This is a genomic window from Streptomyces soli, from assembly GCF_003999195.1.
GTDB classification, from domain to species: domain Bacteria; phylum Actinomycetota; class Actinomycetes; order Streptomycetales; family Streptomycetaceae; genus Actinacidiphila; species Actinacidiphila soli.
On sequence record NZ_RJVR01000352.1, the window covers coordinates 14817 to 28891 of the forward strand.

General features: G+C 72.1%; 14 protein-coding genes. 3 read left to right on the forward strand and 11 right to left on the reverse strand.

Features of this window, described 5'->3' with window-relative positions; translation table 11 throughout:
* Positions 1-13: 13 nt before the first annotated feature.
* Positions 14-202, forward strand: coding sequence for a hypothetical protein (locus tag EFK10_RS42950; protein ID WP_127361063.1), 189 nt, complete (start codon positions 14-16; stop codon positions 200-202).
* Positions 203-346: 144 nt separating this feature from the next.
* On the opposite strand, the gene EFK10_RS42955 is transcribed toward EFK10_RS42950, so the two are convergent.
* The 3 genes from EFK10_RS42955 to EFK10_RS42965 form a co-directional block, all read right to left on the reverse strand.
* Positions 347-568: a hypothetical protein gene (locus EFK10_RS42955; RefSeq protein ID WP_127361064.1), complete on the reverse strand. Its 222-nt coding sequence runs from the start codon at positions 566-568 to the stop codon at positions 347-349.
* A 166-nt stretch (positions 569-734) separates the two neighbouring features.
* A complete protein-coding gene (locus EFK10_RS42960; RefSeq protein WP_127361065.1) occupies positions 735-1229 on the reverse strand; it encodes an ATP-binding protein in 495 nt (164 codons plus the stop codon).
* A 188-nt stretch (positions 1230-1417) separates the two neighbouring features.
* Positions 1418-1786, reverse strand: coding sequence for an STAS domain-containing protein (locus tag EFK10_RS42965; protein WP_127361066.1), 369 nt, complete (start codon positions 1784-1786; stop codon positions 1418-1420).
* Positions 1787-1960: 174 nt separating this feature from the next.
* Here EFK10_RS42965 and EFK10_RS42970 point away from each other — a divergent pair, with 174 nt between their 5' ends.
* Entirely contained in the window at positions 1961-2842 is an 882-nt protein-coding gene (locus EFK10_RS42970; protein WP_127361067.1) for an RNA polymerase sigma factor SigF, read from the forward strand.
* A 63-nt stretch (positions 2843-2905) separates the two neighbouring features.
* Here the strand turns inward: EFK10_RS42970 and EFK10_RS42975 are convergent, their stop codons facing one another.
* The 5 genes from EFK10_RS42975 to hutU all read right to left on the reverse strand — a co-directional run bounded on the left by EFK10_RS42975 (position 2906) and on the right by hutU (position 10279).
* On the reverse strand, positions 2906-4513 hold the full coding sequence (locus EFK10_RS42975; protein ID WP_127361068.1) for a beta-N-acetylhexosaminidase: 1608 nt from the start codon (positions 4511-4513) through the stop codon (positions 2906-2908).
* 53 nt (positions 4514-4566) lie between these two features.
* Positions 4567-5754, reverse strand: a complete 1188-nt coding sequence (gene hutI, locus EFK10_RS42980; protein ID WP_127361069.1) for an imidazolonepropionase — start codon at positions 5752-5754, stop codon at positions 4567-4569.
* Positions 5755-6051: 297 nt separating this feature from the next.
* Positions 6052-7395 carry a formimidoylglutamate deiminase gene (locus tag EFK10_RS42985; RefSeq protein WP_127361074.1) on the reverse strand — a complete coding sequence of 448 codons (1344 nt, stop codon included), beginning with the start codon at positions 7393-7395 and terminating at the stop codon, positions 6052-6054.
* Positions 7392-8579 carry an allantoate amidohydrolase gene (locus EFK10_RS42990; RefSeq protein WP_127361075.1) on the reverse strand — a complete coding sequence of 396 codons (1188 nt, stop codon included), beginning with the start codon at positions 8577-8579 and terminating at the stop codon, positions 7392-7394. Before EFK10_RS42990 ends, EFK10_RS42985 begins: the two co-directional genes overlap by 4 nt.
* Positions 8580-8596: 17 nt before the next feature.
* A complete protein-coding gene (gene hutU, locus EFK10_RS42995; RefSeq protein ID WP_127361073.1) occupies positions 8597-10279 on the reverse strand; it encodes a urocanate hydratase in 1683 nt (560 codons plus the stop codon).
* Positions 10280-10429: 150 nt separating this feature from the next.
* Here hutU and EFK10_RS43000 point away from each other — a divergent pair, with 150 nt between their 5' ends.
* On the forward strand, positions 10430-11746 hold the full coding sequence (locus EFK10_RS43000) for a type III PLP-dependent enzyme domain-containing protein (protein ID WP_127361070.1): 1317 nt from the start codon (positions 10430-10432) through the stop codon (positions 11744-11746).
* On the opposite strand, the gene EFK10_RS43005 is transcribed toward EFK10_RS43000, so the two are convergent.
* From EFK10_RS43005 to EFK10_RS43015, 3 genes are all read right to left on the reverse strand, one after another.
* Positions 11743-12303 (reverse strand): hypothetical protein, encoded by a 561-nt coding sequence (locus EFK10_RS43005; protein WP_127361071.1) that lies wholly within the window; start codon positions 12301-12303, stop codon positions 11743-11745. The genes EFK10_RS43000 and EFK10_RS43005 overlap by 4 nt on opposite strands.
* Before the next feature lie 115 nt (positions 12304-12418).
* The gene (locus EFK10_RS43010) at positions 12419-13300 is read right to left on the reverse strand and encodes a MurR/RpiR family transcriptional regulator (protein ID WP_240677823.1); all 882 of its coding nucleotides are present in this window, start codon (positions 13298-13300) and stop codon (positions 12419-12421) included.
* 61 nt (positions 13301-13361) lie between these two features.
* On the reverse strand, positions 13362-13901 hold the full coding sequence (locus tag EFK10_RS43015; protein ID WP_127361072.1) for an aromatic amino acid lyase: 540 nt from the start codon (positions 13899-13901) through the stop codon (positions 13362-13364).
* Positions 13902-14075 lie beyond the last annotated feature (174 nt).

Sequence of the window (14075 nt, forward strand, 5' to 3'; positions counted from 1 at the left end):
GACGGTGACCGCGGTGTCCGGGGTGAAGCCGGTGCCGGTGCCGGTGCCGGTGACGGTGACGGACGCGCCGATGACCCCGGAGGCGGAACTCAGCGCGAGCTTAAGGTTGTTGGTCGCCGGGGCCGACGTTGCGGTGATGGTGGTGGCCACGGGCGCGGGCGGGTTGTTGACGGTGCAGGGGCTGTCGGTGGAGATGCTGTAGTCGGAGTGGACGTTGAAGTCGGAGGGCGTCAGGGTGATGTCGCCGGGGGCGGTCACCGTAAAGGTGCCGCTGATGGTGAAGTTGGGGAAGTCCGCCCCGGCCGGGATCACCGGGTTGTTCTTCGGGCCGACGAAGGTGAGCAGGTCAGTCTGGGCCCCGCCGAGCCGGACCTTCACGGTGGGCGTGATCTGGTCCGCCGGGATGGCGAGATTGAAGGATGGCCAGCGGCGCGTCCAGCACGTAGGTCACCGTGACGGTGTCACCGACCTGAGGCGTGGTGTCGCTCACGGATATGTCGGCGCCGACAGCGACGGCCGTGACCGCCGCGACGGCCGCCACGGCGGCGCTGGCGATGGAATGCCGCACGGGAGTCCCCCTTCCCCCAAGGAGTTACTGACGGTGTATCAGATTCGGCGCCCGACAGCACGCCCGCGAGGAAGAGAGAGGGCAGGGTAAACCAGGGAGGGGAAAACGACGAACAGAAAAAGGGCCGAACGGAAGAGCGGCGAACGGGAAACCGAACCGCCGCCGGTCAGCCGGGGTTAGGCGCCGGCGCGGCCACTTCCGCCCAGACCATCTTCCCCGGATGCCCGTCCTGCTGGCGTACGACCCCCCAGTCCAGGCACAGCCGCTGCACGATGAACATCCCGTGCCCTCCGGGCCGCCCGGCCCGGTGCGGGGTACGCGGGGCCGGATCGCCGGAACCGCCGTCGAACACCTCGAGCCGCAGCGACTTGGGACAGCGGTGCACCCGCAGCTCCTCCGGGCCGCCCGCGTGCAGGCAGGCGTTCGTGACCAGCTCGGACACCACGAGCAGGACGTCCTCGGCGGCGGCTCTGCGGTCCGCCGTCTCAGCCGGCAGCCAGCCCCAGTCGTACAGAGCCTGCCGGGTGAAGTCGCGGGCGCGGGGAACTACGCCGGCGACATCGGCGAGCCGAAGCCGACGGACCTGGCGCACTGAGGGCACGCCCGCGTCACCCGTGTCCGGGCCGCGGTCGTCGGCCGCGTAGGGCCGGGTGGTGCTCATCAGCGCTTCACCTCACCGACGTCTGACAAATATTGTCCGAGATATCCGAGAACGTTACGGAAAACTCCGAGAGCTTCCCGATGGTCTTCTTACCCGCCCATCTCCTGCCCGTAGTCCCCCGGCAGACACCTCCCGAGCCGTACGGAAACAGTGTGATGCCTAAGAAGCCGCCAAGGGGGCCTCTCCGGTTATTCCTTCAAGGCGTCGTCCAGGGTCGCGTGGACGGTGAAGACGGCATCGGCGCCGGTGATCTCGAACACCCGGGCCACGGTCGGCTTCATCCCCGCGAGGTGCACCCCGCCACCCGCCGCCTCGGCCTTCAGCCGGGCGCCGAGCAGCACATTGAGGCCGGTGGAGTCGCAGAAATCCAAGTTGGAGCAGTCGATGACCACGGTGGCGATGCCGTCCCCTGCGAGCTGGTCGAGCGGCTCGCGCAGCAGATCGGCGGTGTGGTGATCAAGCTCACCCGACGGGGTCACGACGGCGCTCATCGGGTAGCGGCGTACCGCGACTTCCAGCCGATCACGGCCGGCAGTGCCGACCACCTCGCGGTCCATGTCGCGCCCCTCCTGGTCCTCAGCGATGCGAACGTCGAAACCCTACGCGTTTCCGGAAGTCGCCGGTAGTCGGGCCCGTGCAAGCGGAACGAGCAGTTTCGGCCCGGGTTGCAAACTGTCCCCGAAACGGGGTAGGCGTTGAGTTGAGATGTCCGCTCACCGAGGGAGGACCACATGGCACCCCGGCTCGACGTGCACACCACGTCGGCGACACCCGAGGCCGCTGAGACCGAGCAGGAGGGGTTCGAGGGCCTGGAGGGCCTGCCCGAGATCCCCCCTTACGACGAGGTGAACCCGGTTGACGCACGGGCCCTGTCCAAGACGCTGTTCCAGCGCCTTCAGGTGCTGGAAGAAGGAACACCTGAGTATTCGTATGTCCGCAACACCCTGGTTGAGCTCAATCTGGCCCTGGTGAAGTTCGCGGCCTCCCGGTTCCGCTCCCGCAGCGAGCCGATGGAGGACATCGTCCAGGTCGGCACCATCGGCCTGATCAAGGCGATCGACCGCTTCGAGCTGAGCCGTGGGGTGGAGTTCCCCACCTTCGCGATGCCGACCATCGTCGGCGAGATCAAGCGCTTCTTCCGCGACACCTCCTGGTCCGTGCGCGTCCCGCGCAGGCTGCAGGAGCTGCGGCTCGACCTGGCCAAGGCCGGCGACGAGCTCGCCCAGCGGCTGGATCGCGCCCCGACCGTCGCCGAGCTGGCCGAGAAGCTGCAGCTCAGCGAGGCGGAAGTGATCGAAGGCATGGGCGCGAGCAACGCGTACACCGCGAGCTCGCTGGACGCCCAGCCCGACGAGGACGACTCCGAAGGCGCCCTGGCCGACCGGATCGGATACGAGGACCACGGGCTGGAGGGGATCGAGAACGTCGAGTCCCTCAAGCCGCTGATCGCCGAGCTGCCGGCCCGTGACCGGCAGATCCTGGCGCTGCGCTTCGTGGCCAACATGACGCAGTCGGAGATCGGCGAGGAGCTGGGCATCTCACAGATGCACGTGTCCCGGCTGCTGACCCGCACCCTCGGGCGGCTGCGGCGGGGCCTGCTCGTCGAGGAGTGAGCACGTCACAGTACGTAGGGGGGCGCCCGGCATGATCATGCCGGGCGCCCCCCTACGTACGCCTCAGTACGCGAACTGCCAGGGCACCTGCGGCGACGGGTAGTAACCGATGCCCAGCGCCGTCCAGCGAGGGCCCTGGGCGGCCAGGCGCTGCTGGAAGGACGTCCAGCCGTGGCTGGCCGCTGGTGACCAGCCGACCTCGGCGATGGCCGGGAGGCGCGGGAAGGCCAGGTACTCGATGTCGGAGCTCTCACTGACCGTCTCCGACCACAGTGGGGCCTCGACCCCCATCACCGAGGCCGCGGGCGCGCCACGCACCACGCTTGCGGGATCCCAGTCGTACGACTGCCGGACCTCGGTGTAGCCGGCCCACGTCTTGCCGATCGGCGTCGCCTCGTCGTACTTCATGTCGAGGTAGGCGTGATTCGCCGGGGACATGATCAGCCGGGTGCCGGACCGCGCGGCGGCCGCGACCGGCTCCTCGTCGCCCTTGGTGCCCCAGTACTGGGCGATCACGCCCGGGGCCAGGTGGGCGGCGGCGATCTGGTGCCAGCCGATGACGGTCTTGCCGTAGCGGGCGACGACCTGCTGGGCGCGGTCCATGAAGGCGATGTAGTCGACGCGGCTGGTGGCGCGCGCCTCGTCGCCGCCGATGTGCAGATACGGTCCCGGGGTCATCGCCGCGACCTCCCGGATGACGTCGTCCACGAAGGCGCCGGTCGGGGCCTTTGCCACGCACAGCGAGCTGAAGCCCACGGCGGTGCCGGTGTAGGGGGCGCGTACGACGCCGTCGCAGTTGAGCTCGGCGTAGGAGGCCAGGGCGGCGTTGGTGTGGCCCGGCATGTCGATCTCGGGGACGACGAGCATGTAGCGGCTCGCCGCGTACTGGACGAGCTGCTGGTACTCGGCCTTGGTGTAGTAACCGCCCTGGCCGCCGCCGACCTCGGTGGTGCCGCCGAGCGTGGTCAGGCGGGGGCGGGAGGAGACGGCGATCCGCCAGCCCTGGTCGTCGGTGAGGTGGAGGTGCAGGCGGTTGATCTTGTAGAGCGCGAGCTGGTCGATGTAGCGCTCGACCTGTGCCACGGAGTGGAAGTGCCGCGCCACGTCCAGCATCGCGCCCCGGTAGGCGTAGCGCGGGCGGTCCGTGATCGTGCCCCCGGCGATGGTCCAGGGGCCGAGCTGAAGGAAATCCCGTTCCACGGCGGCGGGCAGCAGCTGCCGCAGGGTCTGCACGCCGTGGAAGAGGCCCGCCGTCGACGCCGCGCTGATCACGACCGCCTGCGGCGTGGACTGCAGGCGGTAGCCCTCGCTGCCGGTGTCCGCGCCGCCGTCCAGGGCGAGCACGATGCCCTGGCGCCGGGTGCTGGTCGTGAGCGGCAGGTCGTACCCGGTCGACGGGCGCAGGATGTCCGCCAGGTACCGGCCGACGGCGGTGGCGGTCGGCGATCCGGCCGGTACGTGGATCGCCGCGTCCTCGGCCAGGGTGAACGGTCCGCCGGCCGCCTTGACGGACGCGGGCACGGGGACGACCTGCCCGAGCGGGCGCGGGCCGGCTGCCGCCGGTGCCGGTGCGGATGCCGGTGCCGTTGCCGGGTCTGCGGCGGCGGCCGGCACCGCCGCGCCGGCGCCGAGGGAGAGCAGGAGCGCGGACACCACACTTCGTCGTCTCATGGCGTTTAGCCCTACCACCCGATTCGGTGGCCCTTGCCCGCACTTACTGAGGTCTACACCAATTCGGGCACCCCGCCCCGCCATACGGCTGACACCAGCGGCACACCCGGCCGGTACGCGAGATGCACGTGCGACGGCGCGTCCAGCAACGCCAGGTCCGCCCGCGCCCCCGGGCTGATCCGGCCGACGTCGGCCCGGCGCAGCGCCTTCGCCCCGCCGAGCGTGGCGGCGTGGACGGCCTCGTCCGGGGTCATACCCATGTCCCTTACGGCCACCGCGATGCAGAACGGCACGGACGTGGTGAACGACGACCCCGGATTGCAGTCCGTCGACAACGCGACCGTCGCCCCCGCGTCGAGCAGCCGCCGCGCGTCCGGGTACTCCGCCTTCGTCGAGAACTCCGCGCCGGGAAGCAGGGTCGCCACGGTCCCGCTCCCCGCCAGCGCGTCCACATCCGCCTGCGTCAGGTGCGTGCAGTGGTCCGCCGACGCCGCGCCCAGCTCCACCGCGAGCTGCACGCCGGGGCCGTGGCCCAGCTGGTTCGCGTGCACGCGCGGGATCAGCCCGCGCTTCTGACCTGCGGTCAGGATCTCTCTGGCCTGGTCCCCGTCGAAGGCCCCGCGCTCACAGAACACGTCCACCCAACGGGCGTACGGCGCGCACGCCTCCAGCATCGGGCCGGTGACCAGCTCCACGTACGCTGCCGGGTCATCCGCGTACTCCGGCGCGACGATGTGCGCCCCGAGGTACGTCGTCTCCGGCGTGTGCGCCGCCGCGATGCGCAGCGCGCGGGCCTCGTCGTGAGGCGTCAGGCCATAGCCGGACTTCGTCTCGATCGTCGTCGTGCCCTGGCGCAGCGCCTCGCTGACGTAACGTCGAACATTGGCGTCCAAGTCGGCGTCACTCGCGGCGCGCGTCGCGGCGACGGTCGTCCTGATGCCGCCTGCCGTGTACGGCTTCCCGGACATGCGGGCGTTGAACTCCTGGGTGCGGTCGCCCGCGAAGACCAGATGCGAGTGGGAGTCCACGAACCCCGGGATCGCGGCGCGACCGCGCGCGTCGTAGGCGGTGTCGGCGGCGGGGGCGTGTGTGGCTGGGCCGACCCAGGTGATTTTGCCGGTGCCGGTGCCGGTGCTGTCGAAGACGACGGCGGCGTCTTTTATCAGGCCGAGCGGGCCTTCGCCCAGGGCGGGGTCATTGGTGACCAGGCTGCCGATGTTGGTGACGACGGTCGTGGTCATGGGCGGTCTACGTCCTCACGTGAGTGTTGGCGTTAGTGGTCACGGCTGCGGTCGGCTTGCGCGGCGGTTGCTCTCCCCGGCCCCGTCCCTTCCCGAAACCAGGGGCGCAGCCCCTGGACCCGGACGCGTGCGTTGTCGGCTGCGGGTCCGTGGCCGGGTTGTGCCAGCCCGTTCCTCCCCCAGCCTTCGGCCGGGGGACCCCCACCCAGCCGCCAGGCTGGGGGAGGACCCCCCACCCAAACGGAGGTTTGGGGGAGAGCCCGGTTTCGGGAAGGGGCGGGGTGGGGGAGCCACCGGCTAGGCGCCCAGGGCTCGGGAGACCGTTGCGGCGAGCTCGGCGGGGGTGTGGGGGACGAGCTGGTGGTGGCCGTCGCGGACGATGTGGCGGCCGGAGACGATGGTGTGGCGGACGTCGGCATTGGTGGCGGCGAAGACGGCGGTTTCGGCGGCGAGGCGGGCGGGGGGGCCGACGGTGCGGACGGAGTCGAGGGCGATGGTGGCGAAGTCGGCGAGGGCGCCGGGTTCGAGGCGGCCGGCTTCGGGCCAGCCGAGGGAGGCGTGGCCGTCGGCGGTGGCGGCGCGGAGCAGCCGGGCGGCGGTCCAGTGGCCACGGGTCCGGGTGTGGAGGCGTTCGTCGAGCTCCATGGCCCGGGCTTCCTCCAGGAGGTCGATGACGGCGTGGCTGTCGCTGCCGAGGGTGAGCGGGCTGCCGGCCAGGTCCAAGGACTTCGCCGGGCCGATGCCATCGGCCAGATCCCGTTCCGTCGTCGGGCACATGCAGATGGTCGTGCCGGAGGTGCCGAGGAGGGCGATGTCCTCGGGGGTGAGGTGCGTGGCGTGGACGGCGGTCGTACGGGGCCCGAGCACGCCGTGCTCCGCCAGCAGCCCGGCCGGGGTGAGGCCGTACGCGGCGAGGCAGGCGTCGTTCTCGGCGGTCTGCTCGGAGAGGTGGACGTGGAGCGGGGCCTCGCGATCGTGCGCCCACTCGGCGACGGTGGCGAGCTGCTCGGCCGGGACGGCCCGTACGGAGTGGATCGCGGCGCCGGTGCGGGCGTGGGCGCGGTCCGTCAGAGCGGACGCCCGGACCGCCCAGGCGTGGGCGTCGCCATCGCTGAAGCGGCGCTGGTGGGGGTCGGGAGCGGCGCCGAAGCCGGAGGAGAGGTAGGCGGTGTCGAGGAGGGTGATGCGGATGCCGGCCTCGGCGGCGGCGGAGATGAGGGCTTCGCCCATGGCGTTGGGGTCGGCGTAGGGCGTGCCGTCGGGCTGGTGGTGGAGGTAGTGGAACTCGCCCACGCAGGTGATGCCGGCCAGCGCCATCTCGGCGTACACGGCTCGGGCGAGCGCGAAGTACGTCTCCGGGGTGAGCCGCGCCGCGACGCCGTACATGATCTCGCGCCAGGTCCAGAAGGTGCCGGAGCCCACCTGGACGGTGCCGCGCAGGGCGCGGTGGAAGGCGTGCGAATGAGCGTTCGCAAGCCCGGGGATCGTCAGACCGCGCAGCGTGACCGCGCCAACGGGCGGGTCCTCGGCCCCGGCGCGTACGGCGGCGATGCGGCCGTCGGAAGCGGTCTCGATGACCACGCCCGGCTCGACAATGCCGTCGAGCAAGGCGTGTTCCGCCCAGTAGGTCTGCGGCGTCAGCGACACGCCAGGCCCTCCAGTACGTCGGCGAGTGCGGTGACCCCGGCGAGGCAGTCGTCCTCGGCCGCCGTCTCGGCCGGCGAGTGCGAGATCCCGGTGGGGTTCCGTACGAACAGCATGGCTGTCGGGACGGCGGCGGACAGGATTCCCGCGTCGTGTCCGGCGCCGGTGGGGAGCACGGGGACCCCGCCCAGCAGCTTGGCGACCTCGTCGCGCAGATCGTGGGCGAATTCGACCACCGGAGTGAAGGACTCCCGGGTGACCCGGACGGTGACCCCGTCGCGGGCGCCGCGCTCGACCGCCGCGCGCTCGATCTCGGCGACGACCTCGTCGAGGGTCGCCTCGTCGGCGGCGCGGGAGTCCAGCCAGCCCCGCACCAGCGAGGCGATGGCGTTGACGCCGTTCGGCTCGACGGCCACCTTGCCGAAGGTAGCGAGCGCGCCCGCCAGCCGGGCCTTCTTGCGGGCGGCGAGGACGGTGTTCGCGTACGTCAGCATCGGGTCGCGGCGGTCCTCCAGGCGGGTGGTGCCCGCGTGGTTGGCCTCGCCGTGGAAGTCGAACCGCCAGCGGCCGTGCGGCCAGATGGCCGACGCCACGCCCACGGCGTGCGGGGTCTCGGCGAGGGCCCGGCCCTGCTCGACGTGCAGCTCGACGAAGGCGCCGATCCGGGCCAGCCGCTCCGGGTCCGCCCCGATCGCCGCCGGGTCGTAGCCGGCGCGCTCCATGGCCTGGGGGAGGCTGACGCCATCCGCGTCCCGGAGCTGCGCCGCCTTCTCGGGGGTCAGCTGCCCGGCCGCCAGGCGGGAGCCGACGCAGGCGAGGCCGAAGCGGGCGCCCTCCTCGTCGCCGAAGTTGACGATCGCCAGGGGCTTCGCGAGGGCAGCGCCTCGGCCGCGCAGCTCGTCGAGCGCCGCGAACGACGACACGACGCCCAGCGGCCCGTCGAAGGCCCCGCCGTCCGGCACGGAGTCCAGGTGCGAGCCGGTGACGACGGCGCCCCCGGCGGCAGGGTCGCCGAGCCAGGCCCACTGGTTGCCGTTGCGGTCGACCTCGTAGCTGAGGCCACGCGTTTCGGCTTCCGTACGGAACCAGGCCCGGCAGTCCGCGTCGGCGCCGGTCCAGGCATAGCGGCGGTAGCCCCCGCTGTCGGCGTTGCGGCCGATCGGACGGAGGTCCCGCCACATCTCGTGGAACGAGGAGGTCACGCGTCGCCGCCCTCGCGCATCGGCACGCGTACGCCGCGCTCTGCGGCGACCTCGTCGGCGCGGTCGTAGCCCGCGTCGACGTGCCGGATGACGCCCATGCCCGGGTCGTTGGTGAGCACCCGGCGGATCTTCTCGCCGGCGAGCTTCGTGCCGTCGGCGACCGTGACCTGGCCGGCGTGAATGGAGCGGCCGATGCCGACGCCGCCACCGTGGTGGATGGAGACCCAGGACGCGCCGGAGGCGACGTTGACCATGGCGTTGAGCAGCGGCCAGTCGGCGATGGCGTCGGAGCCGTCGAGCATGGCCTCGGTCTCGCGGTACGGGGAGGCCACGGAGCCGCAGTCCAGGTGGTCGCGGCCGATGACGATCGGCGCGGCGAGGGTGCCGTCGGCGACCATCTCGTTGAAGCGCTCGCCGGCCTTGTCGCGCTCGCCGTAGCCGAGCCAGCAGATGCGGGCGGGCAGGCCCTGGAAGTGGACCTTCTCCTGCGCCATCTTGATCCAGCGGTGCAGCGACTCGTTCTCCGGGAAGAGGTCGAGGATCGCCTTGTCCGTCTTGTGGATGTCGGACGCCTCACCGGACAGCGCCGCCCAGCGGAACGGGCCCTTGCCCTCGCAGAACAGCGGCCGGATGTAGGCGGGGACGAAGCCGGGGAACGCGAACGCGCGCTCGTAGCCCGCAAGTTGGGCCTCGCCGCGGATCGAGTTGCCGTAGTCGAAGACCTCGGCGCCCGCGTCCATGAAGCCGACCATCGCCTCGACGTGCTTCGCCATGGACTCGCGGGCCCGCTGCGTGAAGTCGGCGGGCTTCTCGGCCGCGTACGAGGCCATGTCGTCGAAGCTCACACCGACGGGGAGGTAGGCGAGCGGGTCGTGGGCGCTGGTCTGGTCGGTGACGATGTCGATCGGCGCGCCCTCGGCGAGCATCTGCGGAAGGAGTTCCGCCGCGTTGCCGAGCAGGCCGATGGAGAGCGGCTGGCGCTTGTCGCGGGCCTCGGTGGCCAGCTGCAGCGCGTGCGCGAAATTCTTCGCCTGCACGTCCAGGTAGCGGTGCTCGATCCGGCGCGAGATGGCGCGCGGGTCGACGTCGATGCAGATCGCGACGCCGCCGTTCATGGTCACGGCCAGCGGCTGGGCGCCGCCCATGCCGCCGAGGCCGGCGGTGAGGGTGATGGTGCCGGCCAGCGTGCCGTTGACCCCCTTACCCATTGAATGCAGCTTTTCCGCTACGGCGGCGAAGGTCTCGTACGTGCCCTGCAGGATGCCCTGCGTGCCGATGTAGATCCACGACCCGGCGGTCATCTGGCCGTACATGGTGAGGCCGAGGGATTCCAGGCGGCGGAACTCCTCCCAGTTGGCCCAGTCGCCGACCAGGTTGGAGTTGGCGATCAGCACGCGCGGCGCCCACTCGTGCGTCTGCATCACGCCGACCGGGCGGCCGGACTGCACGAGCATCGTCTCGTCCTGCTTGAGGCTCTGCAGCGTACGCACCATGGCATCGAACGACCGCCAGTCGCGGGCCGCCTTGCCGGTACCGCCGTAGACGACCAGCTTCTCCGGGTGCTCGGCCACCTCGGGGTCGAGGTTGTTCTGCAGCATGCGCAGAGCGGCTTCCTGCTGCCAGCCCTGAGAGCTGAGCGCCGTGCCCCGCGGGGCGCGTACGGTCCTCGGTCCGGTGATTCCGGTGGGTCCGGTGCCGGTCATGGGCGGGGCCTCCTCGCGACTGGATTGAATCATTCAGATCATTGCAATCTGAATAGCACCAGTCAACACCTGCCGCCTGACCAGGCCGCCTGGCGCGGTGCGGCAGCGGATGCTTGGCTGGTGCACATGAATGCGGATCTCGTGGGGCGGCGGGGACAGGCGATGCGCGCGGCGGTCGAGCGGGGGCTGATCGGGCCCGAGGAGCCCGTGGCAGGGCTGCTTGACCTCGAGGCTATCCGGGATGCGGCGGCGGAGCTGCGGAAGGCGTTCGAAACGCCGGGCGTGGAGGTGCTGCACAGCTTCGCGGTGAAGGCTGCCTCACTCGTGCCGGTGCTACGGCTGCTGGCGGCGGAGGGCGTCGGGGCGGAGGTCGCCAGTCCGGGCGAGCTGGCGATCGCGCGGGCGGCCGGGATGCCGGTGGAGCGGATCGTGCTGGACTCGCCCGCGAAGACGCCCGGGGAGCTGCGGGCCGCGCTGGCCCTGGGCATCGCGGTCAACGCGGACAATCCGCAGGAGCTGGCCCGGCTGGACAGGCTGGTGCAGCCCGGCGAGACCGCGTCCTCCGTCGGGCTGCGGGTGAACCCCCAGGTCGGAGCCGGTGCGATCGGGTCGACCAGCACAGCGACGGCCACCTCGAAATTCGGCTTCGCGCTGCGGGACCCGGGGGCGGAGGATGCGGTCGTACGGGCGTATCTGAACCGCCCGTGGCTGAACCGGCTGCATACGCACACCGGGTCGCAGGGGGTCCCGCTGCATCTGATGACGGACGGCGTCCGGGCCGCGTACGAGCTGGCCGAGCGGATCAACGCGGCCGCCGGGCGGCAGCAGATCACCGTCATCGACATCGGCGGCGGCCTGCCGGTGAACTTCACCTCCGACGAGGTCCGGCCGAGCTTCCGGGACTACGCGGACATGCTGCGGGCCGCCGTCCCCGGGCTCTTCGACGGGCGGTACGGCCTGGTGACCGAGTTCGGCCGCGCACTGCTGGCCAAGCCGGGGCTGATTCTGGCGCGGGTCGAGTACGCGAAGTCGGCGGGCGGGCGGGCCATCGCGATCACCCACGCGGGGGCGCAGGTCGCGACCCGTACGGTCTTCGCGCCCGACGCCTGGCCCCTGCGGGTGCTGGCGCTGGACGGAAAGGGCCGGGCCAAGGACGGCCCGGCCGTCGTTCAGGACGTGGCCGGGCCGTGCTGCTTCGCGGGCGATCTCGTCGCGCGGGGGCGGGAGTTGCCGCTGCTGGAGGAGGGCGACCTGGTCGCGCTGCTCGACACGGGGGCCTACTACTTCTCCACCCACTTCGCGTACAACTCGCTGCCCCGGCCCGGCGTTTACGGCTTCGAGGTGGGCGAGGACGGCGCCGTGCGCTTCGAGACCGTACGGCGGCCGCAGACACTCGACGAGCTGGTGGCCGAAAGCGGGGGCCAGGCCGGGGCGCAGGCCTAGCGCACCGCGGCCGAGGCCTTCCGCCGCGACCCACCCGGACCGGCGTCACCGGCCACCGGGCCCGTGGTCTCGTAGGCGGCATCGTCCTTGCCGGATTCCGGGCGCACCCAGAGCAGGACGTCGCGGGAGCGTTCGAGGCGGCCGAGCCAGACGGCCTTGGCCCAGAGGCCGAAGCCGAGCCCCGCGAGCAGCAGACCTCCGGCCGCCGGGGCGACGGCGGAGGAGGCGATGGCCAGCAGGAAGGCCAGCAGTAGCCACCAGCGGCGGGAGCCGGTCCAGGTGCGGGCGGTGACGCGGCGATCCTGGAGGAAGACGGACTTGGGGGCGCGGGTGGCCGCGTCGGCGAGGGTGACGTAGCGCTTGCGGCGCAGCCAGAAGGCGAGGGCCGCCGCGACGATGAAGAGCGCGGCGCCCGCCAGGACGCCGATCCGGCGCCCGAGGAGGCTGGGGACGAAGACACCGATCCCCGCCGCGAGTATTCCGAGCCACCACAGCCACCGCGCCGCCACGCGGACCGTCACCGCGACCCGGGCCAGTACGTACGCTCCGCGCACCACTGCTGTCCTCCTGTTCCTCGCACGCTTACCGGTGCTGGGGAGGGTACTCAGCGAACCTCAAAATCGCATTAAGTAAGACCCAGTCTTTGGAAGACCTGGCCTTTGGCGGCTGCCGTCAGTCGACGAACAGGCCGCGCTCGGCGGCCCGCGCGTCGAACTCCTCCAGCCGTGCCTGCGCGTCCGGCAGTCCGTCGCACATGGCCTCCAGCAGCACCCGCCCGAGCAGCATCGGGGCGCAGGCGGTGTCGAAGGCGAGGCCGGTGCCGACGGCTGCCGGGAGCAGCAGGTCGGAGTGGGCGGCGACGGGTGCGAAGGCGCTGTCGGCGACCGTGACGACGGTGAGCCCGGCGGCCTTGGCGTAGGCGAGGGCGTCCACGACCTCGCGCGGGTGGCGCGGCAGGGCGAAGCAGAGCAGCGTGGAGGCCCCGGCCCGTACGGCGGCGTCGATGCGGTCGGCGAGCATCGTGCCGCCCTCGGTGAGGAGGCGCACGTCGGGGTGGACCTTGGCGGCGAAGTAGGCGAAGCCGCCCGCCTGGGCGCCGGCGGCGCGCAGGCCGAGGACGACGAGCGGCCGGGAGGCGGCCAGCAGCGCCCCGGCGCGGGCGACGGGCTCGGGGTCTGCGAGGAGGGCGGCGAGGTGGCGGAGGTTCTCGATCTCGGCGTGGACGGCTTCCTGGTACTCGTTGTACGTGTCCGTGGGCTCGCCGCCGGACGCGCCGACGGGCGCGACCTCGCGCAGGTGGCGGCGCAGCGCCGGGTAGCCGTCGAAGCCGAGCGCCACGGCGAAGCGGGTGACGGAGGGCTGGCTGACACCGGCCAGTTCGGCGACCTCGACGCTGGAGAGGAAGGGCGCGTCCGCGGCCCGCCGGACGAGGCTGTGGGCGATGCGGCGCTGGGTGGGGGTGAGGCGGTGGGCCTCGAAAAGCTTCATCAGGCGTGCGGAAGCACCGTCGTTGCCATGCCCGTTGCCGTTGCCGGTCCCCATGTCGGTGCCCATCAGACTCTCCCCGTTTCCTTTCCCGCGGCTCCTGCGGCAAAGACTGCCACGTGCCCGCCGTTCACAGCGCCCCCAGTGCGTCGAGCAGGGCGGCGGCCGCCGCGACGTCCCCGGTGAGCGGCCGGTCGGCCATGTCCATGCTGAGGACCTCGGCGGCGGCCGCGTACGCCTGGCCGACAGGGCGGTCGGCGTCCGGCAGGAGGGCGTGCTGGCGCAGCGCCCGCAGCGCGGTGACCAGCTCGCCGGCCAGGACCTGGCGGTAGGCGGGCGCGGCGCGCAGGGTGAGGCGGGCGGCCTGCGAGGCGAAGCTGGCCTGCTCCTCGACGCCCCGTGACAGGACGGCGTTGCCGAGGGTGGCGGGGGTGGCGCAGGTGCGCAGCTCGGCGAGGGCGCCTCCGGCCGCGTACTCCAGGATCATGACGCCGGACCCGGCGGAGGGGCCGTCGGCCAGGAAGGGCCGCAGGCCGGTGAGTCCGGGGTCGGCGAGGGCGGAGAGGCGGGCGGCGAGGGCGACGACGTCGGCGACGGACATGCGGCGGCCGTCGAGCGCGACGTGACCGGCCGCCGCCGTCCCGGCGTCCGGTATCTGAGACAAAACCATGCGCGACCTCGCCCCTTTTCTTGGTCTTCTGTCCGAATCGCGAGCCCCCGTAACCCGCCATCCGCCCACGGCCTCACCGCCTAATGGGAGCTGCCGGGTCGGTCAGACTCGGTGCCGTAGCCGCCAGCAGGTGAGCACTCACGCCGCCGGAAGCGTTCGACTTCTGGGGTCAGA

Coding starts and splice junctions, on each gene's coding strand:
- EFK10_RS42990 (WP_127361075.1), bottom strand. CDS start 8,579: ATGTGGCGGGACCTCCGTCCGATCGGCCGCAACGCCGACAGCGGGGGC.
- EFK10_RS43015 (WP_127361072.1), bottom strand. CDS start 13,901: ATGGTTTTGTCTCAGATACCGGACGCCGGGACGGCGGCGGCCGGTCAC.
- EFK10_RS42975 (WP_127361068.1), bottom strand. CDS start 4,513: ATGAGACGACGAAGTGTGGTGTCCGCGCTCCTGCTCTCCCTCGGCGCC.
- EFK10_RS43000 (WP_127361070.1), top strand. CDS start 10,430: ATGAATGCGGATCTCGTGGGGCGGCGGGGACAGGCGATGCGCGCGGCG.
- EFK10_RS43010 (WP_240677823.1), bottom strand. CDS start 13,300: ATGGGCACCGACATGGGGACCGGCAACGGCAACGGGCATGGCAACGAC.
- hutI (WP_127361069.1), bottom strand. CDS start 5,754: ATGACCACGACCGTCGTCACCAACATCGGCAGCCTGGTCACCAATGAC.
- EFK10_RS42965 (WP_127361066.1), bottom strand. CDS start 1,786: ATGGACCGCGAGGTGGTCGGCACTGCCGGCCGTGATCGGCTGGAAGTC.
- EFK10_RS42960 (WP_127361065.1), bottom strand. CDS start 1,229: ATGAGCACCACCCGGCCCTACGCGGCCGACGACCGCGGCCCGGACACG.
- EFK10_RS42970 (WP_127361067.1), top strand. CDS start 1,961: ATGGCACCCCGGCTCGACGTGCACACCACGTCGGCGACACCCGAGGCC.